Annotated in this window: 28 protein-coding genes and 1 pseudogene; 16 read left to right on the top strand and 13 right to left on the bottom strand. The window is 65.8% G+C overall.

Annotated elements, in window-relative coordinates; translation table 11 throughout:
- Positions 1-62: 62 nt before the first annotated feature.
- The 4 genes from hyi to E4L98_RS05430 all read left to right on the top strand — a co-directional run bounded on the left by hyi (position 63) and on the right by E4L98_RS05430 (position 2,497).
- Positions 63-842, top strand: coding sequence for a hydroxypyruvate isomerase (hyi, locus tag E4L98_RS05445; protein WP_135200554.1), 780 nt, complete (start codon positions 63-65; stop codon positions 840-842).
- A gap of 67 nt (positions 843-909) precedes the next feature.
- Positions 910-1,671, top strand: a complete 762-nt coding sequence (locus E4L98_RS05440; protein WP_135200553.1) for a hypothetical protein — start codon at positions 910-912, stop codon at positions 1,669-1,671.
- A gap of 12 nt (positions 1,672-1,683) precedes the next feature.
- On the top strand, positions 1,684-2,076 hold the full coding sequence (locus tag E4L98_RS05435) for a hypothetical protein (RefSeq protein WP_135200552.1): 393 nt from the start codon (positions 1,684-1,686) through the stop codon (positions 2,074-2,076).
- Between the two features lie 46 nt (positions 2,077-2,122).
- The gene (locus E4L98_RS05430) at positions 2,123-2,497 is read left to right on the top strand and encodes a TraR/DksA family transcriptional regulator (protein WP_135200551.1); all 375 of its coding nucleotides are present in this window, start codon (positions 2,123-2,125) and stop codon (positions 2,495-2,497) included.
- A gap of 24 nt (positions 2,498-2,521) precedes the next feature.
- Here the strand turns inward: E4L98_RS05430 and E4L98_RS05425 are convergent, their stop codons facing one another.
- The gene (locus tag E4L98_RS05425; protein ID WP_135200550.1) at positions 2,522-2,887 is read right to left on the bottom strand and encodes a hypothetical protein; all 366 of its coding nucleotides are present in this window, start codon (positions 2,885-2,887) and stop codon (positions 2,522-2,524) included.
- A gap of 124 nt (positions 2,888-3,011) precedes the next feature.
- Positions 3,012-3,563 (bottom strand): glycine zipper domain-containing protein, encoded by a 552-nt coding sequence (locus E4L98_RS05420; protein WP_135200549.1) that lies wholly within the window; start codon positions 3,561-3,563, stop codon positions 3,012-3,014.
- Positions 3,564-3,705: 142 nt separating this feature from the next.
- On the opposite strand from E4L98_RS05420, the gene E4L98_RS05415 reads away from it, so the two are divergent.
- Genes E4L98_RS05415 through E4L98_RS05400 form a run of 4 tightly spaced genes read left to right on the top strand, consistent with a single transcriptional unit; the run spans position 3,706 to position 7,876 of the window.
- Complete coding sequence (locus E4L98_RS05415; RefSeq protein ID WP_135200548.1) at positions 3,706-5,196, top strand: EAL domain-containing protein; 1,491 nt, start codon at positions 3,706-3,708, stop codon at positions 5,194-5,196.
- A complete protein-coding gene (locus E4L98_RS05410; RefSeq protein WP_135200547.1) occupies positions 5,193-5,996 on the top strand; it encodes an HDOD domain-containing protein in 804 nt (267 codons plus the stop codon). The genes E4L98_RS05415 and E4L98_RS05410 overlap by 4 nt, the downstream gene beginning before the upstream one ends.
- A gap of 9 nt (positions 5,997-6,005) precedes the next feature.
- Positions 6,006-7,379, top strand: a complete 1,374-nt coding sequence (locus E4L98_RS05405) for a PAS domain-containing sensor histidine kinase (RefSeq protein ID WP_135200546.1) — start codon at positions 6,006-6,008, stop codon at positions 7,377-7,379.
- Positions 7,376-7,876 carry a response regulator gene (locus E4L98_RS05400; RefSeq protein ID WP_135200545.1) on the top strand — a complete coding sequence of 167 codons (501 nt, stop codon included), beginning with the start codon at positions 7,376-7,378 and terminating at the stop codon, positions 7,874-7,876. Before E4L98_RS05405 ends, E4L98_RS05400 begins: the two co-directional genes overlap by 4 nt.
- Positions 7,877-7,879: 3 nt before the next feature.
- Here the strand turns inward: E4L98_RS05400 and E4L98_RS05395 are convergent, their stop codons facing one another.
- Both E4L98_RS05395 and E4L98_RS05390 read right to left on the bottom strand, forming a co-directional pair.
- Positions 7,880-8,752 (bottom strand): M90 family metallopeptidase, encoded by an 873-nt coding sequence (locus tag E4L98_RS05395; protein WP_135200544.1) that lies wholly within the window; start codon positions 8,750-8,752, stop codon positions 7,880-7,882.
- A gap of 124 nt (positions 8,753-8,876) precedes the next feature.
- A complete protein-coding gene (locus tag E4L98_RS05390; RefSeq protein ID WP_229257263.1) occupies positions 8,877-9,503 on the bottom strand; it encodes a winged helix-turn-helix domain-containing protein in 627 nt (208 codons plus the stop codon).
- 292 nt (positions 9,504-9,795) lie between these two features.
- Here E4L98_RS05390 and E4L98_RS05385 point away from each other — a divergent pair, with 292 nt between their 5' ends.
- Together E4L98_RS05385 and E4L98_RS05380 are read left to right on the top strand one after the other, a co-directional pair.
- Positions 9,796-10,845, top strand: coding sequence for an OmpA family protein (locus E4L98_RS05385; RefSeq protein ID WP_135200543.1), 1,050 nt, complete (start codon positions 9,796-9,798; stop codon positions 10,843-10,845).
- 47 nt (positions 10,846-10,892) lie between these two features.
- Positions 10,893-11,756, top strand: coding sequence for a YihY/virulence factor BrkB family protein (locus E4L98_RS05380; RefSeq protein ID WP_135200542.1), 864 nt, complete (start codon positions 10,893-10,895; stop codon positions 11,754-11,756).
- On the opposite strand, the gene E4L98_RS05375 is transcribed toward E4L98_RS05380, so the two are convergent.
- On the bottom strand, positions 11,742-12,893 hold the full coding sequence (locus tag E4L98_RS05375; protein ID WP_135200541.1) for an AI-2E family transporter: 1,152 nt from the start codon (positions 12,891-12,893) through the stop codon (positions 11,742-11,744). The genes E4L98_RS05380 and E4L98_RS05375 overlap by 15 nt on opposite strands.
- Before the next feature lie 52 nt (positions 12,894-12,945).
- Positions 12,946-13,260 (bottom strand): BON domain-containing protein, encoded by a 315-nt coding sequence (locus E4L98_RS05370; protein ID WP_135200540.1) that lies wholly within the window; start codon positions 13,258-13,260, stop codon positions 12,946-12,948.
- Positions 13,261-13,475: 215 nt separating this feature from the next.
- Here E4L98_RS05370 and E4L98_RS05365 point away from each other — a divergent pair, with 215 nt between their 5' ends.
- From E4L98_RS05365 to E4L98_RS05355, 3 genes are read left to right on the top strand one after another with little or no spacing between them, the layout of a single operon-like run.
- Positions 13,476-13,922, top strand: coding sequence for a glycine zipper 2TM domain-containing protein (locus E4L98_RS05365; protein WP_135200539.1), 447 nt, complete (start codon positions 13,476-13,478; stop codon positions 13,920-13,922).
- Between the two features lie 46 nt (positions 13,923-13,968).
- On the top strand, positions 13,969-14,121 hold the full coding sequence (locus E4L98_RS05360) for a DUF3309 family protein (protein ID WP_135200538.1): 153 nt from the start codon (positions 13,969-13,971) through the stop codon (positions 14,119-14,121).
- Between the two features lie 15 nt (positions 14,122-14,136).
- On the top strand, positions 14,137-14,478 hold the full coding sequence (locus E4L98_RS05355; RefSeq protein WP_135200537.1) for a hypothetical protein: 342 nt from the start codon (positions 14,137-14,139) through the stop codon (positions 14,476-14,478).
- 53 nt (positions 14,479-14,531) lie between these two features.
- Here E4L98_RS05355 and E4L98_RS05350 read toward each other — a convergent pair whose 3' ends face one another.
- The 6 genes from E4L98_RS05350 to E4L98_RS05325 all read right to left on the bottom strand — a co-directional run bounded on the left by E4L98_RS05350 (position 14,532) and on the right by E4L98_RS05325 (position 17,606).
- Positions 14,532-14,945 carry a hypothetical protein gene (locus tag E4L98_RS05350; protein WP_135200536.1) on the bottom strand — a complete coding sequence of 138 codons (414 nt, stop codon included), beginning with the start codon at positions 14,943-14,945 and terminating at the stop codon, positions 14,532-14,534.
- A gap of 8 nt (positions 14,946-14,953) precedes the next feature.
- Positions 14,954-15,340 carry a phage holin family protein gene (locus tag E4L98_RS05345; protein ID WP_135200535.1) on the bottom strand — a complete coding sequence of 129 codons (387 nt, stop codon included), beginning with the start codon at positions 15,338-15,340 and terminating at the stop codon, positions 14,954-14,956.
- A 6-nt stretch (positions 15,341-15,346) separates the two neighbouring features.
- The gene (locus E4L98_RS05340) at positions 15,347-15,649 is read right to left on the bottom strand and encodes an ElaB/YgaM/YqjD family protein (RefSeq protein ID WP_135200534.1); all 303 of its coding nucleotides are present in this window, start codon (positions 15,647-15,649) and stop codon (positions 15,347-15,349) included.
- A 78-nt stretch (positions 15,650-15,727) separates the two neighbouring features.
- Positions 15,728-16,273 carry a ferritin-like domain-containing protein gene (locus E4L98_RS05335; RefSeq protein ID WP_135200533.1) on the bottom strand — a complete coding sequence of 182 codons (546 nt, stop codon included), beginning with the start codon at positions 16,271-16,273 and terminating at the stop codon, positions 15,728-15,730.
- A 36-nt stretch (positions 16,274-16,309) separates the two neighbouring features.
- Entirely contained in the window at positions 16,310-17,203 is an 894-nt protein-coding gene (locus E4L98_RS05330) for an OmpA family protein (RefSeq protein WP_135200532.1), read from the bottom strand.
- A gap of 19 nt (positions 17,204-17,222) precedes the next feature.
- Positions 17,223-17,606, bottom strand: coding sequence for a DUF4398 domain-containing protein (locus tag E4L98_RS05325; RefSeq protein ID WP_135200531.1), 384 nt, complete (start codon positions 17,604-17,606; stop codon positions 17,223-17,225).
- Positions 17,607-17,730: 124 nt separating this feature from the next.
- Between E4L98_RS05325 and E4L98_RS05320 the strand changes: the two genes are divergently transcribed.
- Both E4L98_RS05320 and E4L98_RS05315 read left to right on the top strand, forming a co-directional pair.
- The gene (locus tag E4L98_RS05320) at positions 17,731-19,743 is read left to right on the top strand and encodes an AsmA family protein (RefSeq protein WP_135200530.1); all 2,013 of its coding nucleotides are present in this window, start codon (positions 17,731-17,733) and stop codon (positions 19,741-19,743) included.
- A gap of 107 nt (positions 19,744-19,850) precedes the next feature.
- Positions 19,851-20,075, top strand: a complete 225-nt coding sequence (locus E4L98_RS05315; RefSeq protein WP_135200529.1) for a YMGG-like glycine zipper-containing protein — start codon at positions 19,851-19,853, stop codon at positions 20,073-20,075.
- A 141-nt stretch (positions 20,076-20,216) separates the two neighbouring features.
- On the opposite strand, the gene E4L98_RS05310 is transcribed toward E4L98_RS05315, so the two are convergent.
- Positions 20,217-20,936 (bottom strand): Crp/Fnr family transcriptional regulator, encoded by a 720-nt coding sequence (locus tag E4L98_RS05310; protein ID WP_135200528.1) that lies wholly within the window; start codon positions 20,934-20,936, stop codon positions 20,217-20,219.
- 106 nt (positions 20,937-21,042) lie between these two features.
- Between E4L98_RS05310 and E4L98_RS05305 the strand changes: the two are divergent.
- Positions 21,043-21,249 (top strand): annotated as a pseudogene (locus tag E4L98_RS05305) (glycine zipper 2TM domain-containing protein); the annotation flags it as partial.

Raw genomic sequence — 21,249 nt, 5'->3', positions numbered from 1 at the left:
GCTTACGGCTGAGATCGTGACGCAATGGAAGACCTGACCCCGGATTTTGGTACGATAGCGGCATGCCCAAATTCGCCGCCAATCTGTCGATGTTGTACACCGACGTCCCCTTTCTCGACCGTTTCGCCCGCGCCGCCCAGGCCGGCTTTGAGGCGGTGGAGTTCCTGTTTCCGTATGCCTTCGAGGCCGATGAGATCGCAGAGCGGCTGCAGCGCCACCGGCTGCGGCTGGTGCTGTTCAATCTGCCCGCCGGCGACTGGGCTGCCGGCGACCGCGGCATGGCCTGCGATCCGCGCCGCGGCCAGGAGTTCCGCGCCGGCGTCGCCAGCGCGCGCGAGTACGCCGCCGCGCTCGGCGTGCGCCAGCTGCATTGCATGGCCGGCAACATCCCCGCCGGCCTCGATCCCGCACGCGCGCGCGCGACCTATATCGACAGCCTGCGCTACGCCGCCGCGCAGTTGCAGCCGGCCGGCATCGATTTGCTGATCGAACCGATCAATCACTTCGACCTGCCCGGCTATCTGCTCAACCGCAGCGGCCAGGCGCTGCAGATCATCGCCGACGCCGCTTGCCCCAATCTGTTCCTGCAGTACGACATCTACCACATGCAGCGCATGGAAGGCGAACTGAGTAATACCATCGCCGCCCACCTGCCGCTGATCCGCCACATCCAGATCGCCGATACGCCCGGCCGCCACGAGCCCGGCACCGGCGAGATCAATTACCGCCACCTGTTCGCCCATCTGGACGCGCTCGGCTACGACGGCTGGGTCGGCTGCGAGTATCTACCGGCCGCCGGCACCGACGCCGGCCTCGGCTGGCGCGAGGCGCTGACCACATAGTCTGCGCCCGCGCAAAGCGCGGCGCCGCGCCACGGACCACAATCTTCCCACTATCCGGGGAGAGCCTATGAAACGCTTGCTGATCGTGCTGGGCTTGCTGGCCCTGCTCGCGGGCTGCGCCAGCAGCACGCCGCGCATGGCCGAGGTGCGCGCCTTCGCCGCCGAATCGCCCAAGCTCGGCGCCTACCACGAGCTGACCGAACGCTACCGCCGCACCTACCAGCGCGAGCAACCGTACCTGCCGCCTGCCGCCGACGCCGCCGAGCGCGCGCTGGACGCCCGGCGCCAGCCGGCCTGCGACGATTTCGTCAAGCTGCAGTACGGCGTACAGGCTTACCTGCAGGCGCTGGGCAAGCTGGCCGGCGACAGCCAGTACGACATGGAAGACCAGGTCAAGGGGCTCAGCGGCGGCATCAAGGCCTGGCCCGACACCGGCCTGGAAACCCGCCACGTCAACGCGTTTGCCGGCCTGACCCGGCTGCTGGCGCGCGGCATCACCAATCCGCTGCAGGAAAACACCGTCAACCAGCTGCTGCGCGAGGGGCGCGAACCGGTGCAGCAATTGCTGGACGCCATGCGCATCCTGCTGCGCCTGTACGAGAAGACCAACGACAATGAGGCGCGCACCGTGCTCGGCATGCTGGAAAGCGAGATTCCCCACCTCGACCCCGACCGCGACCGGCTGCTGCTGGCCCTGTCCCGCGCGCAGCAGCAGGACAAGCAGAACGAATACCGCCTGCTCGGCCTGCGCTACACGCTGGCGCGCAAGAACCTCGACGCCATCGAACAACAGCACCGCGCGCTGGTCGCACAGCTACCGCCACCTTGAACCGGAGACGCCATGATCCAGCCCACCGACATCGAAACGCTGGCGGACCGCCTGTCGGCCAGCGCCAACGCCCTGCACACGCAGCTGATGCGCGCGATCCGGCGCGGCGAAGCGCGCGAACTGACGCAGCAGCTGTTCGACAACGAGATCGCCCTGCGCACCCAGGCCGACAGCCTGTATCTGGACGCCGCTCAATTGGCCGCGCTGGGCCTGAGCGATGACACGCGCCAGCTGCTGGACCTGGCCAGCCGCGCCGCGGCCACCGTGGCCCGCATCGACCGCATCAAGGATCTGCTGGACCTCAGCGCCGAGCTGCTGACGCTGGCCGCGGCGATTGCCGCCGGCAAGCCCGAGCATGTGATCAAGCCGCTGGAGGACCTCAAGCACCATCTCGAGGCGCTGTAGAACCAAGCGCCGCGCCGCCGGTCCAACGCCGTAAGGAGCGCGCGGCATGAACGGACTGGACGACCAACAATGGCAAGCCCTGCAGATGCGCCTGGCGCGCGCCTGCGACACCTTGCGCAGCCAGCTCGCGGACGATCTGGACCGCAGCACCGATCTGCGCACGCCGCTGCGCCACGAAACGCTGGCCTCGCCGGCCGACGCCGCCAGCCAGCGCACCCTCAACGCGCTGGTGCACGAAGCGGCCACGCACACTGCGCGCCAGCTCGACATCGTGCGCCACGCGCTGGCCAAGTTCGAGGACGGCAGTTACGGTCTGTGTGAAAGCTGCGGCGAGGACATCGGCTATTCGCGCCTGAATGCGCGGCCCGAGGCGCGCTTTTGCATCAAGTGCCAGACGCGGCTGGAAGGCGCGCGGCGCTGAGCCTGCAAGCGCGGGGATGCGCCCTCATTCGCCGCTGTCGCGCCAGGGCTGGTTGCGGATCTTGGCCACCTGGCGCTGCGCCATCAGCTGCCACAGCTGCAGCGCGTCCGCCTGCTTGAGATTGGTCATGGTGCGCGGCGAGGCCAGCGCGATCTCGCAATCGCGGTCCGACCATTCGGCAAAACGCGCGGCGCCGTCGGCGGAAATTTCCATTTCGTACATCAGGCCGTCGTCATAGCCGAAGCGCAGCACGGCGCTGCCGGGGCCGCCGTCGGGACCGGCGATGTGGCCGCTGTAGACATCGGCCAGCGCCGACGCCAGCTGCGCCGCCGACGGCGTCGGAACATCGCGTCCGTCCGGACGAGTGAGCGTAAGCCATGCCTGAGTCATTGCCACATCCCCCTCTCATACCCCGCGTTGTATGAGACTATCATACCGAAAATTGCCCGGCGCGCAGGCTTAGTCTCGGATATGCAACAGGCGCGCGCCAAAAGACAGATGCGGCGCCCCGTACTCAGGCGGGGACCGGCACCGAGTTGGGATTGAAGTCGCTCCAGTCGCCGCTGGCGATGGTGCCCTGGGCGCGCTCGATGTCGCGCGCACCGTGCCGGTGCAACACCTCCAGCGCCAGTTGCTCCTGCGCCGTATCGTCGACCGCGACGGCGATCATCATGCCGGCCTTGCGCGGCGGCCGGACATTGCTGCCGTCGTCTTCCGGCTCGCCGCGTTCCTTGGTTTCGTGCAGGCTGTACAGCGAGCCGACGTGGGCGCCGACCAGCGCCCCCACCACCGGCCCCAACGGTCCGGCGATCGGAATCGCCGCGCTGCCCACCACCGCGCCGGCCACCGCGCCGGTGGCGCCGCCCTTGACCACGCCCTCGTCGGTATCCTTGGCGCCGGGCGACTTGTCGTGGTCGCCGCCGAGCTCGTAGACATCGTGCTGGCCCGGCGGATTGACGTAAAAGGAACTGACGCGGCTGGCTTCAAAGCCCGCGTTCAGCAAGGCCAGCCGCGCATCGGCTATGTCGTCCTGCAGCTGCAGGTGACCCGCAATAATCGTGCTCATGCCGTTCTCCCTGGTTGAAGTAGCGGTCAGTGTCGCCCGCGCCGCGCGCGCTTTCCGTTCGCTTGCGCACACGCGCAAAAGGTTGAATAATCGATTGATAGCATTTTCCAGCATACAGCTTCCATTTCGATAGGAACGCCCGATGGAGCCTGCAGAGACGCTCTACCAGCCGCTGGTCGATCTGCGCAATGGCGCGGTGGCCAGCCTGGAAGCCCTGTCCGCGCGCGACGGCGATTGCCTCGCGCTGCTGCGCCGCACCTGCGAGGACCGCGCGCTCTGGCAGGGCGGCGCGTTGCGCGGCAACGATTTGCAGGTGGCCATCAACATCGGCCCGCGCCAGCTGCAGGATGCGCGCTTCAGTCAGCAACTGGCCGAGATTCTCGACCTGTACGACATCAACCCCGCCGCGCTGACGCTGGAACTGGGTGAGGCCGATCTCACCCACTACGCCGCCGCCGCGCTGGACCGCTTCAAGCAACTGGGCGTGGCGCTGACGCTGGACCGTTTCGGCACCGGCGATGCCTGCCTGCGCACCCTGCGGCGCTATCCCTTCGATTTCATCAAGCTGGACGCGGGCTGCGTGCGCCACGCGGCCGACGAAGGCAGCGCCGCCGCCATGTGCCAGGCGCTGATCGCCATGGCGCTGGCAATGGGCCTGCGCGTGCTGGCCGACGGCGTGCACACCGAGGCCCAGTGCGCCTTCCTGCGCAGCAATATGTGCGACCTGGTGCAGGGCGATTTCTACGCGCCGCCGATGACGGCGGTGGCGGTCGGCGCCCTGCTGCACGAAGACCGGCGATTGCCGCCGCAACTGCTGCGCGCGCAGAAAAAGCGCCGCTGCCTGCTGCTGGTCGACGACGAGGTCAACATCATCGCCGCGCTCAAGCGCCTGCTGCGGCCGGACGGCTACGACATCCACACCGCCAACTCCGGCGAGCAGGGGCTGGAATTGCTGGCGCAGCTGCCGGTCGATGTGATCATTTCCGACCAGCGCATGCCGGGCCTGAACGGCGCCGACTTCCTGCGCCAGGCGCGCAACCTCAAGCCCGACACCATCCGCATCATGCTGTCCGGCTACACCGAGCTGCAATCGGTGACCGACGCCGTCAACGAGGGCGCGATCTACAAGTTCCTGACCAAGCCGTGGAACGACGAGCAGTTGCGCGCCCACCTGGCCGACGCCTTCCGCCTCAAGGAAATCGCCGACGACAACGCCCGCCTGCACCTGGAAGTGCGCACCGCCAACCACGAGCTGGCCAGCGCCAACCGCCGCATGGAACAGCTGCTGCACCAGATGCAGCGCCAGATCCGCCGCGACGAGATCAGCCTCAACATCACGCGCGAAATCCTGCAGCAGCTGCCGCTGCCGGTGATCGGGCTCGACGACGAAGGCATGGTCGCCTTCATCAACGGCGCCGCCAGCCGCCTGCTGTACGGCAGCGGCATGCTGCTCGGCAGCGAGGCCAGCGTGACGCTGCCGCAGCTGTTCCCGCACGGCGCCGCGCTGCCGCCGCCGGGCCTGCGCCTGGCCATCGGCGACGACAGCTACACCGTCACCGCCTACCCCATGGGCCTGCAATCGGCCTCGCGCGGCAGCCTGATCACGCTGAGCCGCTGCGAGGAGGCCGCATGATCGCGCTCGACGAGGTGGTGCGCCGCATCCACGACCTGCCCTCGCTGCCGGCGGTGGTGGCCGAGCTGCTGGCCAGCATGGCGGCGGAAGACCAGGTCGATCTGCATTACCTGGCCGGCCGCATCGCGCTCGACCAGGCGCTGACCGCCAAGACGCTGCGGCTGGCGAATTCCTCGTTTTACGGCATGCCATCCAAGGTCACCAGCATCCAGCAGGCGATGACGGTGCTGGGCCTGCACAGCGTACGCACCCTGGTGACGGCCTGCGGCGTGATCGCGGCCATCCCGCGCGCCGGCAACCTCGACTTCGATGCCTTCTGGCGCCATGCGATCGCCACCGCCGTCTGGGCGCGCACGCTGGCGCGCCACCTGCGGCAAAGCCCGGAAACCGCGTTCACCGCCGGGCTGCTGCACAACCTCGGCACGCTGGTGCTGGCCACCCGCTTCCCCGACCAATACGCGGCCGTGCAGGCCTGGCGCCGGCAGCATCCCGACAGTGGCGTGGCCGAGGCGGAACAGGCGGTGTTCGGTGTCGACCACACCGAGGCCGGCAGCGCGCTGTCGGCCTACTGGAAATTCCCGCCGGCGATACAGGACGCCATCCGCCACCAGCACGACGCCGGCGCCAGCGGCCTGGCGCTGGCCGTGGGCCTGGCCCACGTGCTGGCCGGTCCGCCCGACCACGGTCCCGCGCAGGCCGAGCAGGCGTGGCTGCGCCTCGGTTTCGATGACGAACAGCGCCGTCAGACCAGCGAGCAGTGCGCGCGCATGGTCAACGACATGTGCCAGATACTGGTGTGAGGAGACGGGATGAAACTGCCATCGCAAGCGGAAGTGGCCTTGTCCGAGTTCTTTGACGGCCACCCGGTCGCCACCTTTGCCATCAACCGCCACCACGTGATCACGCACTGGAACAAGGCCTGCGAGCAGCTGCTGGGCTGGAGCCGCGCGGAAATGGTCGGCACGCAAAACCACTGGCAGCCGTTCTACACCAAGCAGCGGCCGCTGCTGGCCGACCTGATCGTGGCCGGCGAAAGCAACATCGCCGGCCACTATCCGGGCCACAGCCACCAGTCGACCCTGATCCCGGGCGCCTACGAGTCCGAGGATTTCTTCCCCAACATCGGCGCCGGCGGCCACTGGTTACACTTCACCGCCGCGCCGCTGCGTGACAACGACGGCAAGGTGGTGGGCGCGATCGAAACCCTGCGCGATGTCACCGAGCGCCGCGTGGCGGAGAACGCGCTGCGCAAGGCCAACGACAACCTGGAACACGTGGTGGAAAAGCGCACCGCCCAGCTGGCCGAGGCCAACGACCGGCTGGAAGACGACATCCGCAAGCTGACCGAGCTGAACGAACTGCTGTCGACCGCCCAGCAGCAGCTGGTGCAGTCGGAAAAGATGGCCTCCATCGGCCAGCTGGCGGCCGGCGTGGCGCACGAGATCAACAATCCGATCGGCTACATCTTTTCCAATGTCGGCACGCTGCAGAACTATCTCGACCAGCTGTTCGAGATGCTGGCCGCCTACCAGGAAGCGGAAGCCGCCACCGCGCCCGGGGTGGCGGCGCGGCTGCGCGCCATGCGCGAGCGCATCGACCTCGACTTCCTGCGCGAAGACATCCCGGCGCTGATGCGCGAGTCGCGTGAGGGCATCGTGCGCGTGCGCCACATCGTCGACGACCTCAAGGATTTCTCGCGCGCCGACGCCAACCAGGAATGGATGCTGGCCGACCTGCACGGCGGCATCGATTCCACCCTGAACATCGTCGCCAACGAGGTCAAGTACCGTGCCGACCTGGTCCGGGATTACGGCGACATCCCCGCCATCGAATGCCTGCCGCTGCAGCTGAACCAGGTGGTGCTGAACCTGGTGGTCAACGCCGCCCAGGCCATGGGGCCGAAGCGCGGCACCATCACCGTGCGCACCCGACGCGCCGACAAAAATACGGTCCGGCTCGAAGTGGAGGATACTGGCCATGGCATCGCGCCGGACGCCCTGTCGCGCATCTTCGACCCGTTTTTCACCACCAAGGCGGTGGGCAAGGGCACCGGGCTGGGCCTGTCGCTGGCCTACGGCATCGTGCAAAAGCACGGCGGCCGCATCGAGGTCGATACCGAACTGGGCCGTGGCAGCTGTTTCCGCGTGCTGCTGCCGATCCGTCACGCTGAGGAGCAATCATGAGCCGCATCATGCTGGTCGACGATGAACCGAACATGCTGAGCGCGCTGCAGCGCGCGCTGCGCCAGAGCAAGCCGCTGGCCGGGGCGCAGATCGAAACCTTCACCAATCCCTTCGACGCGCTGAACCGCATCTGCGTCTGCGAGTTCGACCTGGTGGTGTCCGATTTCATGATGCCGGAAATGAGCGGCGGCGAATTCCTGCAGGCGCTCAAGGAGGTCGCACCGACCACGGTGCGCATCATGCTCAGCGCCTCGACCGATTTCAAGACCGCCATGGCGGCCATCAACGACGCCCACGTGTTCCGCTTCATCCCCAAGCCCTGGCAGCAGGCCGAACTGGAACAGAACATCCTGCAGGGGCTGGAAGAACGTCAGCGCCTGCTGGCCGAAGCCGGCAAGGCGCCCAGCCCGCAGGAACTCGAGGCGCGGCGGCTGGAGGCGGAGGAACCGGGCCTGCTGCACGTCAAGCGCAGCGACGACGGCTCCATCATCCTGTGAACCCTACCAGCCGCCGGCGAAGGCGTAGGACGGCGGCACGGCCGGTGGTGGCGGTGGCGGCGGCGCCATCCATTCGCGCGGATCGACGCGGTAATATTTGAGGAATTCCGCGTACAGCTCGCCGTGATGCTCGGCCATCTGGTACGGTTTCTCAAAAAATGTTTCGGTGGCGACCGCGAAGAATTCGGCCGGATTGGTGGCGCCGTAATGGTCGAGCACCGTTTCCTGGCGGTACATGGCGCGCAGGCGCAGATCCTGGAAATCGCGCGACAGCACCGCCGACCACTCGCGGTAGCTGGCCGGATTGCCCAGATACGGCGCGCCGTTGGCGCGGCCCGATTCGCTGTCCAGCTGGTGGGCGAATTCATGCAGCACGATGTTGTGGCCATCGGTCCAGTCGCCGGCGCCGCGGCGCACGTCGTCCCAGGACAGCACCACGCGGCCGTCGTCCCAGGATTCGCCCAGCATGGTCTGGTGGCCCGGCGTCACCACCCCGCCCGGTCCGGTCTGGTGGCGCTGCGCCACGAACGCGCCCGGATACACCAGGATGGTGTGCAGCGCCGGATACACCTTGCTGGGGCGGTTGAGCAGCAGCAGGCAGGCCTGGCCGGCGATGGTCAGCGCCATCTCGTCGGTGACCTCCAGCCCTTCGCAGCCGATGAATTTCTTTTCGTGCAGGAAGCGCACCACCATGCGACGCAACTGCTGTTGCAGATCGACACTCATATTGCGGTAGACCGGGATGTTACGCAGCAATACCTGCTCGGCCTCGGGCGGCAACGGCCGCGCCAGGATGCGCCGCAGACGCCAGCGCGGGTAGGCAAACGGCAGCGCGATCGCCAGCGCGGTCAGGCCAATCCAGATCAAAGCTTCCATTGCCGCATACCCCTGAATGATGTCGTGTCGGCTAGTTGGGGTTGCTTGTTTACATTTCAATATGCAAACAGCCGGCGCAGTCTGCACTGCGCCGGCTGTTCATGATACGCCTGGGCGTGAGGGTTTATTCGGCTTTTTGCTGCGACGGCGCACTGCCGAACAGGGCGGCGACCAGCGGATCGCGCATCACCGGGCCGCGGTTGACGCGGATGGCGTAATGGGTGTCGTCGGCCAGAATATGGAAGTGGCGGCCGCTGCCGGCCATCGCCTGCTCGCGTACGCTTGGACGTTCCTTGCGGGCCGGCGCGCCTTCGCGCTTCGGCTGGGCGATCGCGGCCAGGAAGGTGGCGATGCGTTCCGGGTCGGGGGTCAGCTGGTAGACCGCCTTGCCCAGGTAGGTGGCGGTGCCTTCGACATAGCGCGCCAGTTCGATCACGCCGGCTTCGCGCAGGTCGCGGATGTATTTGCGCGCGCCGGACGGCGAAAATTTCAGGAACCAGGCGATTTCGTCGGCCAGCATCTCGTGCATCGACAGCTCGCCGATCAGTTTTTGCATGTTTTCGATGCGACGCAGCGTGGCCGAGGTCGAACGAACACGCTCGATCGGCGCCATCGACAGGGCTGGCTTGCGGTCCAGCGGCGCTGGCGTCGAGCGGTCCATCAATGTCAGCTTGGCCGTGGTGGCTTGCATTTCCGGCGAGGCCTTCATCTCGTTCTGAACCAGGGATTGTTGTTTGCTGACTGCGTGCATGTGATCACTCCTTTAAACAGGCCCGATTGGGTATGGCTTTTCAGCAAGGATGCCCGCCTGCGGCAATATAGTCTGTGCGGCAACGAACATTTGTGACGCAATCTGTGTATTTAGATGGGACAAAGGTGTTTTCGATAAGTTTCAGGAAATGTGACTAATTTGATACAGCACAAGCTTTGGTGCGCTAGCGTACGGAAGGGAAGCACTAACTTACCTAATCTTCGGTCCAACAGCCGTGTCGACAACATTGCTGGCAATGAAACATTTTTAAACAAGAGTCGGGAGCTAACCTGTGAATAAATTCAAAAAAATCGCCCTCGCCGCAGCCGCCCTGTGTGCGTCCTTCTCCGCGATGGCCCAAGAAGATCCGGTCATCAATCCATCCTGGTACATCCAGCCGAGCGTGAATGGCTTCAAGCCCGACTCGGACTTCGGTGCGGTCGATAAACGCGGCTATGGCGCCGGTCTGAAATTCGGCAAGGCGCTGAACAAGGACTGGGATGTGCAAATGGGCTACACCTACGGCCGCTCCCGTGAGAACGGCCAGCGCTACCAGCAGGAAACCCTGGGCGCCGACGCGCTGTACCTGTTCTCCCGCAAATCGTTCCGGCCATTCATCCTGGTCGGTGTCGGCGCCGAACGCGACAAGGCCAATCTGTTCAACAACATCGAACGCAAGAAGACCTCGCCCTACGTGAGCGCCGGCTTCGGCTTCCAGGCCGACATCAACGACCGCGTGGCCTTCCAGGCCGACCTGCGCGATGTCCACGGCTTCATCCGCGGCGACACCTTCCCTAACTCGAAGAGCAACAACTACTACCTGACCGTCGGTCTGAACATCGCCTTCGACGCGCCGCCGCGCCCTGCTCCGGCCGCCCCGCCGCCAGCGCCGATGGCCGCCGAACCGCCGCCACCACCACCAGCGCCGCCAGCACCACCGCCACCACCACCGCCAGCGCGCTTTGAAAAGGTGACCATGTCGGCGACCGAGCTGTTCGCCTTCGACAGCGCCAAGCTGAATCCGTCGCAGCCCAAGCTGGACGACATCGCCAACGTGCTGAACACCAACACCAACATCGGCGACGTCACCATCAGCGGCTACGCCGACCGTCTGGGCAGCGACAAGTACAACCAGAAACTGTCCGAGCGCCGCGCCAACGCGGTCAAGGACTACCTGGTCGGCAAAGGCGTAGCGGCCAACCGCCTGACCGCCGTCGGCAAGGGCGAATCGAACCCGGTGGTGGAATGCCACGACAAGAAACGCGCCGACCTGATCAAGTGCCTGGAGCCTAACCGCCGCGTCGAGGTGGAACAGATCACCATCGAAAAACGCGTGCAGTAATCCGCCAACTATCGCCCCGCAACTCCGGTTGCGGGGCTTTTTCTTTTATGACCAAGAAAAACATCTTCTCCGTATTGAAATGCACTGTGTCTGAATGGTTCGAGCATCGCGGCGGCAGCATGGGCGCGGCGCTGGCGTTCTACACCCTGTTCTCGCTGGCGCCGGTGCTGGTGCTGGTGCTGGCCATCGCCGGCTGGTTTTACGGGCCACAGGCGGCGCAGGGCGAGCTGTTCGCCCAGCTGCACGGCCTGGTCGGCGCCCAGGGCGCCGACGCCATCCAGGCGGTGCTGGCCGGCGCCCGCAACAAGGAGGAAGGCCGGCTGGCCACCCTCATCGCCTCCGGCCTGCTGCTGTTCGGCGCCACCACCGTGTTTGCCGAGCTGAAGGCCAGTCTCGACGCGATCTGGCAGGTGCCGCCGCTGACCAAGGGCACGCTGTGGGATACGGTGCGCACCCGTTTGCTGTCGTTCGGCATGGTGCTGGTGCTGGCGTTCCTGCTGATGGTGTCGCTGGTGGTCAGCGCGGCGCTGACGCTGCTGGAAAAATTCTGGGGCAGTTACTGGTCGGACGCCGGCGTGGTGCTGACCGTGATCAACGCCGCCATTGCCTTCCTGGTGATTGCCGCGCTGTTCGGCGTGATCTTCAAGATGCTGCCGCGCGTGAAACTGTCGTGGCACGACGTCACCATCGGCTCGCTGGGCACGGCGGCGCTGTTCACGCTGGGCAAATACGGCATCGGCGCCTACATCGGCAACAGCGGCGTGGCCAGCAGTTACGGTGCGGCCGGCTCGATGATCGCCCTGCTGCTGTGGGTGTATTACTCGGCGCAGATCTTCTTCCTCGGCGCCGAGTTTGCGCGGCAATACGCGCTGCAGCTGGGTAGCCTGCGCAAGACCTCACTCGCCCAGTAGCTCGGCCACCACTTCCATCCCCTCCACGCGCTCGGCGACCACCTTGACGATCACGATCACCGGTACGCCGAGCAGCAAGCCCCACACGCCCCACAACCAGCCCCAGAACAGCAGGCTGACGAACACCGCCGCCGCGTTCATGCGCGCGAAGCGGCCGGTCATCCAGGTCGCCACCACGGTGCCGATCAGGGTGGCGATCGCCAGCGAAGCGCCCATTACCAGCAGACTCATCTGCAAGGATTCGAACTGCAGGAAGGCGACGATGCCGGTCGCCAGCATGATCAGCAGCGGGCCGAAGTACGGCATCAGGTGCAGCAGGCCGGCGACGATGGCCCAGGCGCCGGCGTTTTCCAGCCCGATCCAGCGCAAGGCCACCCACATCAGCAGCGCCAGGGCGCTATTGGTCACCAGCAGCATCAGCATGTATTTCTGGATCGAGCTGTTGATGTCTTCCAGGATGTGCACGGTGACCTTCTTCTTGGTCAGCGACGGTCCGGTCAGCTTGACCAGCTTGCGCTTGAAGGTGTCGCCCGACAGCAGCAGGAAAAACACCAGGAAGATCACCATCGTGGCCTGGCCGAGGAAGCCCATCACCCCCATCGAGCCGGCCCAGATCCAGTTCATGATCGGGATGCCGTCCGGCGTCTGCGGCGGATTGGCGCGGCGCGCCACGCGCCGCTCCTGGGCGCCGGCGGTGGCCTGCTGCAGTTCGTTGGCGACGTCCTGCAGCCGTTGCAGCGCGTTCGGGCCGCCGCTGTGCAGCCGCTCGGACAGCAGCCGCGACAGCTTGTGGCCGGCGGTCGGCAGCTCGTCGACGATGGACTGGAATTCGCCCTGCACCTTGTCGATCACCAGCACCGAGCCGCCGAGGATGGCGCCGGTGACCAGGGTGGCGCCGATCAGACGCGGGATGCGCAGGCGTTCCAGCCAGCACACCAGCGGATCGAGCATGAAGGTGATCAGGATGCCCAGCAACAGCGGCACCAGGAAGTCGCGCGCCCATTGCAGCGCGTACAAAAACGCCACGGTGGCGATCACGCCCAGCGCCAGGCCGCGCGCGTTGACATGGATGGGAATACGGGGGACGTCAGCTTCTGCCGACGTGTGGTTGCGAGGAAGTTCGGCAGGCTGGTTCATGATGGCTCACAGAGCTGCCGGCGCCCCGTCATGGGGGCGCCGGCCGGGGCGATTACTTGACGTGCAGGTCGTTTTTCACAGCGGTCACACCCTTGACGCCGCGGGCCACTTCGGCGGCCTTGGCGATGTCTTCAGGCTGGGCCACGAAGCCGCTCAGCTGCACGGTGCCCTTGAAGGTTTCGACGTTGATTTCCGTCGTTTTCAGGGTCGGCTCGTTGAAGATGCTGGCCTTCACTTTGGTGGTGATGACGGAATCGTCGACATATTCGCCAGTGCCTTCCTTGGTCGAGGTCGATGCGCAGCCGGTGAAGGCGCCCAGCAGCGACACGGTGAACAGAGCAGTAGCGATTTTATGTGCGATTTTCATGGCGATTCTCCTTGGAGTAATTAAAAACATTGAGTTTGTCAGCCAGCGGGACGGGAACGTCTCTGCTACCGATGTATGACGTTTTACGCTTCTTCCCTGCCATCATCTGTACGCTACCGTACAAAAATACCGCAGCGGTGGACAGGGTGCGTAAGCGCACAGATGGCCGCGCGGCAGATGTCTATGCTGGACTCACACTTTCCCAGGAGGACAATATGAACAACACCAAGACCAAGTTCGCCGCCGCCGTGTTGGCCGGGGTCGCACTGCTGAGCGGCTGCGCCAGCAACACCCCGCAATCGCAGCAGATCGGCTACATCAGCAACGATTCGTCGACCTACGGCACCATCGAAGCCATCCAGGTCATGCAGGCGCGCGGCAGCTCCGGCGTCGGCGCCGTCACCGGCGGCCTGATCGGCGGCCTGCTGGGTAACCAGGTCGGTTCGGGCGGCGGCCGCACGGCCGCCACCGTGGCCGGCGCCGTCGGCGGCGCGGTGGTCGGCAACAACGTCGAGAACAACCGCAATGCCGGCAAGGAGGAATACCAGATCAGCGTCCGCATGGATAACGGCGAGACCCGCATGGTTAACCAGGACAGTATTTACGATCTGCGCGTGGGCAACCGCGTACGCCTGATCGACGGCCGCCTGTATCGCTATTGAGCGGCGGCCAGGGCCAGCCATCATCATTAACTAAAAGGAGAAAGCCATGGGCACCATCATTCTGATTATTCTGGTCCTGGCCTTGATCGGCGCACTGCCGACCTGGCCGCACAGCCGCGACTGGGGCTATGCTCCCAGCGGCATCACCGGCCTGATCGTCATCATCCTGCTGATCATGCTGTTGACCGGCAGGCTTTAACCCCAGGAGGACATCATGGTAAAAAGCATCGTCACCGGCGTGGCGATGGCTTGCGCGGTGCTGGCCGCGCAAGCCCAGGAGCAGCAGCAAGACACCACGCCACCGCAAAACGCCCAGCTGCAGAAACAGGAAATCGCCAAAGGCGAGCCATCGCGCTGGAACCAGGCCGACCAGACCCCGGCCGCCCAGACCCGCACCCTGCGCAAGGAAATCGGCGCCGCGCTGGCCGAAGCGCGCCAGGCCTGCATGAAAGGCCCTGCTTCCGATCGCGACAGCTGCATGAAGGAGGCGCAGCAGACCTACAAGGACGACATGTCCAAGGTGCCGCAAATCCTGGCGGAAAACAAGAGCCGCTGAGATCCGCCGTGGTATCGGTACAAACAACCAGGGCCGCAATCGCGGCCCTGGTTTCATTCCACCGTGTTGGTGGTGTGCGGCTTGCGCCGCATCAGCCAGGCCACCGCCACCCCGGCCACGGCCACCACGCCCAAGGCCGGCTTGATCAGCCGCTTGCGCGCGATCCACGAGCCCATCGTCAGCGCGTACGGCATGACCGACTTCAGCGAGCGGAAGTTCAGCGCCCCCGTCAGGCCGCCCAGCAGCCCGCCGACGCCGCCGCCGCCGCCGCCATGGAACAACCCGCCCAGGCGCGCCTGGGCCAGGCCGACCGCATGGTCGATGGCGCCATGCACCAGCGCCTCCGGATGCAGCGCCTGGGTCACCAGTGCCTTGGCGTGCGCCACCTTGACGCGATACAGCTCGCCTTCACGTATCAGCTTGTGTTTTTCGGCCGCCAGCGCGGCCGCGTCATCGTGCTTGCTCATGGTTCTCCTTACAGCAGCATGTCGCGGTCGGATTTCAGTTCCGCCATGGTGGCCGGCAGCGACAGCTTGCCGCTACGGATCAGGCCGCGCGCATACAGGATCAGGCCGATGGCGATCAGCACGAACACGCCGGTCATGACCGGCAGGATCACCCAGCCCATCGATTCCCAGGCCAGGTAGACGATGGTGACCGAAATATAGGCCAGGGCGAAGCAGCCCGCCACCACCGCCAGCGCAAACGCCAGCACCAGTTGCAGCAGGTGATTGCGCGCCTCGGCCAGTTCCAGCGCCGCCAGTTCCAGCCGGGACAGCAACAGGCCGATCGCATTGCGGGTCACCAGACCCAGCGATGCGATCAGCCCCGGCGGACGATTGTCTTGCTCTTGCGCCGACACGATGGCTTACTTGCGGCCGATGATGACGCCGATCAGCAGGCCGACGCCGGCCGCCACGGCGATCGAACGCCACGGATTTTCCTTGACGTAGACATCGGCCTGCTTGGCGGCTTCCTTGGTGGCCGCCACGGCGCTGACCTGGGCTTCGTGGGCCTTGGCCAGCGCGGTGTCCAGCGCGCGCATGCCGCGGCCGCGCAGTTCCTCCGCCTTTTCGCCGGTCAGCGCGGTGGCGGCGGTGAACAGTGCCTGGGCGTCTTTCACCAGCGTTTTCACGTCGTTGTTAACGGTACTGATATTTTGTTCCAGCATAATGAAACTCCTGTTATGGTTGTAGATGTGAAAACAAACTGTACAGCAAAACGCGGCGCGTTGTCTTGTCGTGTACGCTTAACCGTGTTCGTCAAGCATGTCACGCATATCGTCCGCGTGTTCTTCCTCGACCGCCATGATTTTGATCAAAAGAAGACGCGTCGTCGGGTCGGTATCGCCGATTTGTTGGATCATCTGGCGATACGACTCGATCGCCACGCGCTCCGCGATCAGGTTGGCGCGCACCATCGACTGCACGTCGCTGGAGGCATCATACTCGGCATGGCTGCGCTCGAGCAACGTCGCCGGGTTGAAGTCGGGCTCGCCGTTCAGCTGGACGATGCGCTCGGCCAGCCAGTCGGCGTGTTCCTGTTCCTGGTTGGCGTGCTCCAGGAACTCGGCCTTGATGCCGGCGTTCTCGCGTCCCTGCACCGTGTAGTAGTGGCGCTTGTAGCGGTTGATGCACACCAGCTCGGTCGCCAGCGCGTCGTTCAGCATCTTGATGACGGCCTGACGGTCGCCCTGGTAGCCGGCCGTGACCGGGCCGTCCTGCAGGTTGCGGGCGGCCGCGCGGATGGCTTCCTTGTCGATGCCTGCCGGTGGGGTGGGATTGGATTCAGCCATGATATTCCTTCCTAAGTGAGAGTACGGGGTCTAGCATCAGTGTCGGTTGGCGATCGGTGCGCCGTTCTGCGACAGCACGATTTCGACGCGGCGGTTCAGCTGGCGGCTGCCGGCATCGCTGTTGCTGGCGACCGGATAGGCCTCGCCATAGCCGCGGGTGTTGATCTTGTTGCTCGGCACCCCCAGGCCGATCAGGGCGTTGCGCACCGATTCGGCGCGGCGCTGCGACAGGTCGAGGTTGTGCGATTCGGTGCCGGTGCTGTCGGTGAAGCCTTCGACCATCACCACGCTTTGCGGTTCCTGCATCAGCACGTCGGCGACTTTTTGCGCGGTGCGCATGCCTTCGGCGCTCAGTTCGGCGCGGTCGACGTTGAACAGCACGTCGCTCAGCGTGATCACGATGCCACGGTCGGTCTGCTTGGCCTGCAGGTCGGCCAGTTGCTGTTGCAGGGCGGCGTTCTTGGCCTGCTCGTCGCGCGCCGAGTTGGCGGCGGCATCGGCTTGCGCGCGCGCCATGTCGGCGTCGGCCTTGGCGCGGTCGGCGGCGGCCTTGGCGTTGTTGGCTTCGGCGGTGCGCGCCTGCAGGCGGATTTCGTCGCGCTGGCGGGCGGCATTGGCGACGTCGGCCTCGGCCTGCTTGGCCTTGGCGGCTTCCTGCGCGGTGGCGATCTTCTGCTTGGCGATGTAGGCCAGCTTGTCGATATCGTTCAGGCTTTCGCGCTGGGCGGCGGCGGCGTTGGCTTTATCCAGCGCGTCGGACGCGGCCTTGAATTCCAGCGGCGCGTTGGCGGCCACCGCCGGGTTGCTTTGCGCCGCAGAGAAATCGGCGCGCGCCTGGTCGAGCTGGGTGGTGGTGGTCGGGGTCGAGCTGCAGGCGGCGAACAGCATGGTCACGGCAAACGCGGCAGGGAGCAGGGTCAGTTTTTTCATGATCGGGTTCTCCGGGCGATTATTGTTGGGTAGTGGTGTTGGCACGCTGCAGTTCTTCGCGCAGCAGACGGATGTTTTGTTGCAGCTCGTCGGCGGCGGTGGTTGCCTTGGCCGAGTTGGCCTTGCTCTGCGCCAGCTGCGCATCGGCCTGGGCCTGGGTTGCCAGGTCCTGGGCGGTACGATAATCCTTGGCCGCCAGCGCCTGGTTGGCGCGCATCAGCTTGTCGCGTGCCGATTGCATTTCGGCCGGCGCCAGGTCGGCGGCGCCGGCGCTGGTGGCGGCCGCCACCGCTTCACGCGATACCGCGACGTCGGCGGTGGCCGGGGTTTTTTCGCTGGCGCAGCCAGCCAGGCCCGCCAGCACGGCGATGCCGCACAACATTTGAGTCTTCAAGGTCATCATTATTGTTCTCCTCAAAATGAATGGGATGGTTGACTTTATAAGCCGGCAGCGCGTTTGCTTCGGTACGGTTACGCACATAAACCGGCTTGTGTACAATGAGGCAACCAGCCAACCACGATCCGCCATGCCCGCGCTTCCTCCCCTGCCCCGCCGCCGCCGCCGCACCCGCATCGCCCTTGCCGCCGGCGCCGCCGTGCTGGCCGTGCCCGTGATCGCCGCGGTGGCGCTGGCCGCCTACGACTGGAACCGGCTGCGCCCGTGGCTGAACGAGAAAATCAGCAACGCCATCGACCGCCCGTTCGAAATCCGCGGCGCCTTGTCGCTGACCTGGCGGCGCCAGGGCAGCGGCGACGGCGACCGCACCTGGCGCGACTACCTGCCGCTACCGCACCTGCTGGCGCAGGACGTCCACCTCGGCAATCCGCGCGGCATGCGCGCGCCGGCCGAAATGGCGGCGGTGCGGCAGTTCGCGTTCGCGCTCGAACCGCTGGCGCTGCTGCGCCGACGCATCGAGATACCGGTGCTGCGCTTCGACACGCCCGCCCTGCTGCTGCAGCGCGATGCCGACGGCCGCAACAACTGGACCTTTCACCGCGACGACCGGCCGGCCGTCTGGAAACTGGATGTGCAGCGCGTCGTGTTTTCCAAAGGCACGGTGCGCTATATCGACGCCATGACGCATGTCGACGCCAGCGCCAGCGTCGACACCGTCCGCGACGCCGTCTATGGCGTGGCCTGGCAACTGCGCGGCAAGTGGAATGACCGGCAGGTGGACGGCAGCGGCAGGGCCGGCGCCGTGCTGTCGCTGCAAGAGCACACCACGCCCTACCCGCTGGCGGCCACGCTGAACGTCGGCGGCACCACCATCGCCTTCAGCGGCACGCTGACGCGGCCGGCGTCGCTGACCACGCTCGACATGCGCCTGAAGCTGTCCGGCCCCAGCATGGCGCGGCTGTACGGACTGACCGGCGTGCTGCTGCCGGAAACGCCGCCGTTCGTCACCGAAGGCCATCTGACCGGCAGCCTGGGCAAGGAAACCAGCCTGTGGGTATATGACCGCTTCACCGGCAGGGTCGGCGCCAGCGACATCGGTGGCCACCTCGAATTCAAGACCGGCAAGCCGCGCTCGCGGCTGAGCGGCCAGGTGCGATCGCAGCTGCTGCAGGTGTCGGACCTGGGACCGCTGATCGGCGCCGACTCCAACGCCAGCAAGCAGGCGCGCGGCGAGGAAGCGGTCCAGCCCGGCAACAAGGTGCTGCCGGTCGAAACCTTCCGCACCGAGCGCTGGACCGCCATCGATGCCGACGTCAACTTCAAGGCCGCGCAGATCACGCGCGACAAGGACCTGCCGATCCACAACCTGGAAACGCAGATCCACCTGAAGGATGGCGTGCTGGCGCTGAAGCCGATGAACTTCGACATCGCCGGCGGCCGCTTCACCTCCAACGTCCTGCTCGACGGCAGCGGCCGCGTCGACCCCAACGCCATCCGCGCCGAGCTCAAGGCCAACGCCAGCAAGCTGCAGCTGCGCCAGCTGGTGCCGATGCAAGGCATGCAGGCGACGGTGGGCGAAATCAACGCCGAGGTGGCGCTGCGCGCCAGCGGCAATTCGGTGGCCAGCCTGCTGGGCGCATCGAACGGCGACATGAAGGGCGTGATCAACCAGGGCAGCGTCAGCAAGCTGCTGCTGGAGGAAATGGGCCTGAACCTCGGCAGCGTGGTGCTGACGCGGCTGGCCGGCGACAAGCAGGTCAGGCTGAACTGCATGGTCACCGATTTCGGCGTCAGCAACGGCGTCATGCAAACGCGGCTGTTCGTGGTCGACACCTCCGAGGCCCGGATCGACGTGGCCGGCACCATCAACCTGGGCAATGAAAAACTCGACCTGACGCTGCGGCCGGACGCCAAGAGCGTGCGCGTGATCTCATTGCGGGCGCCGATCTACGTGCGCGGCAGCTTCAAGGCGCCCGACCTCAGCATCGACAAGCGCGCGGTGGCGCTGCGCGCGGGGGGCGCGCTGGCGCTGGCCGTGGTGGCGCCGGTGGCGGCCATCGTGCCGCTGGTCAGCGGCGGCGCCGACGACACGGCCGGCTGCCCGGCGCTGATAGCGCGTGTGCGCGGCAAGGCCGCGCCCTGATTTGCAACAATGTTGGATGGCGAACGGAAGCACACGCCCGCCTGTCTTACTCTGGAGTCATCGGTGAAGGCGCAATACCGCGCCTTGCCTGCCAGAGGAGAATGATCATGAAAAACATCAAACGTATTGCAGCAACTGCCGCCGTACTGGCGGCCACCCTGGGTCTGAGCGCCTGTGCCAACATGTCGGCGCAGGACAAAAACACCGCGGTAGGCGCTGGCGTTGGCGCCGTGGCCGGCTCGGTGCTGACCGGCGGCAGCGCGGTCGGCACGGTCGGCGGCGCGGCGGTGGGCGGCGTGATCGGCAACCAGGTGCAAAAGCCACCGCGCTGATCGCCGGCATCCACCACCCCCAAAACGGACCTGCGGGTCCGTTTTTTACATCCGGGGTCAGTTCTGCCAATCGCACACGGACTCTACTGTAGGCGACGCCCACAGTAGAGTCCGTGTGCGATTGGCAGAACTGACCCCGGATTATTTGTCTTTGACCAGCTCGTAGCAGCGGCAGGAGACAGCTTCCAGGCCGGCCGAGTCGAGGATTTCGATGTTGCCGCGGCTGTAGCTGATCAGCTTTTGCTGCTGCAGCGCACTGGCGGCCTTGGTGACGCCCACGCGGCGCACGCCCAGCGCGTGGGCAAGGAATTCGTGGGTCAGATGGAATTTTTCCGATTGCAGCCGGTCGCGCGTGACCAGCAGCGAACGCGCCAGCCGCGCTTCCAGCACGTGGAAACGGCTGCACACGGCAATCTGGATCGCCTGCGCCAGCAGCGTGTCGGTGTAGCGGTGCAACAGCCGCTGCAGCGATTCCATGCGCCCCGCCTCGACCGCGAATTCGTCGGCCGGGATCCGGTAGACGCGCCCGGAGCGCTGCACCACCGCGCGCACCTGGCCCTGGTCATGGCCCAGCACCACCGGCGCGCCCAGCATGCCCTCGCGACCGATCGCGCCGACTTCCAGCGTCATGCGGCCCTCGGCCACCGCCAGCAGCGAAATCAGGCAATCGATGGGAAAGTAGACGTACTTGATTTCCTGGCCCGGCTCGTACAGCACCTGGCCATTCTCCACCCGCACCATTTCGCTGTGCTCGGCGAGCTGACTTTGATCGTCGTCCGGCAGGCTGGCCAGCAGGCGATTGTTCGCCATCCGGGGTGGCACGCGGTCGTCGTCGGCGTTGGGTGAGAAATGAGTATGCATGGAAACAGCGTAAGGGCAATTAATTAGACTGTATGTACGGTGACGCACGGAAGCAAAACATGTCCTTTAGGAAAATATAGCTTTACTCAGTTTCATAGGACACGTCATGGACAACCACAACAACAAGCCCTCTACCCACCCGATCATGGTGATCGCCGCCGTCGCGGTGGTGCTGTTCTGCGCGGTCGGCAGCGCCGCGATTCTGGGCTGGCTGCCGAGTTCGAACGCCAATGTGCCGGACAAGGTCGCCGGCCTGCCGCCGCCCCCCGCCGCTCAGGCAGCGGCGGCGCCCGCGCCGGCCCAGCAGCTGGCC

The sequence above is a fragment of the Duganella callida genome (assembly GCF_004614165.1).
In the GTDB taxonomy this organism is placed as follows: Bacteria; Pseudomonadota; Gammaproteobacteria; order Burkholderiales; family Burkholderiaceae_D; genus Rugamonas; species Rugamonas callida.
Note: the sequence above shows the minus strand (reverse complement) of the source record. Positions and strands in the feature narration are given on the sequence as shown.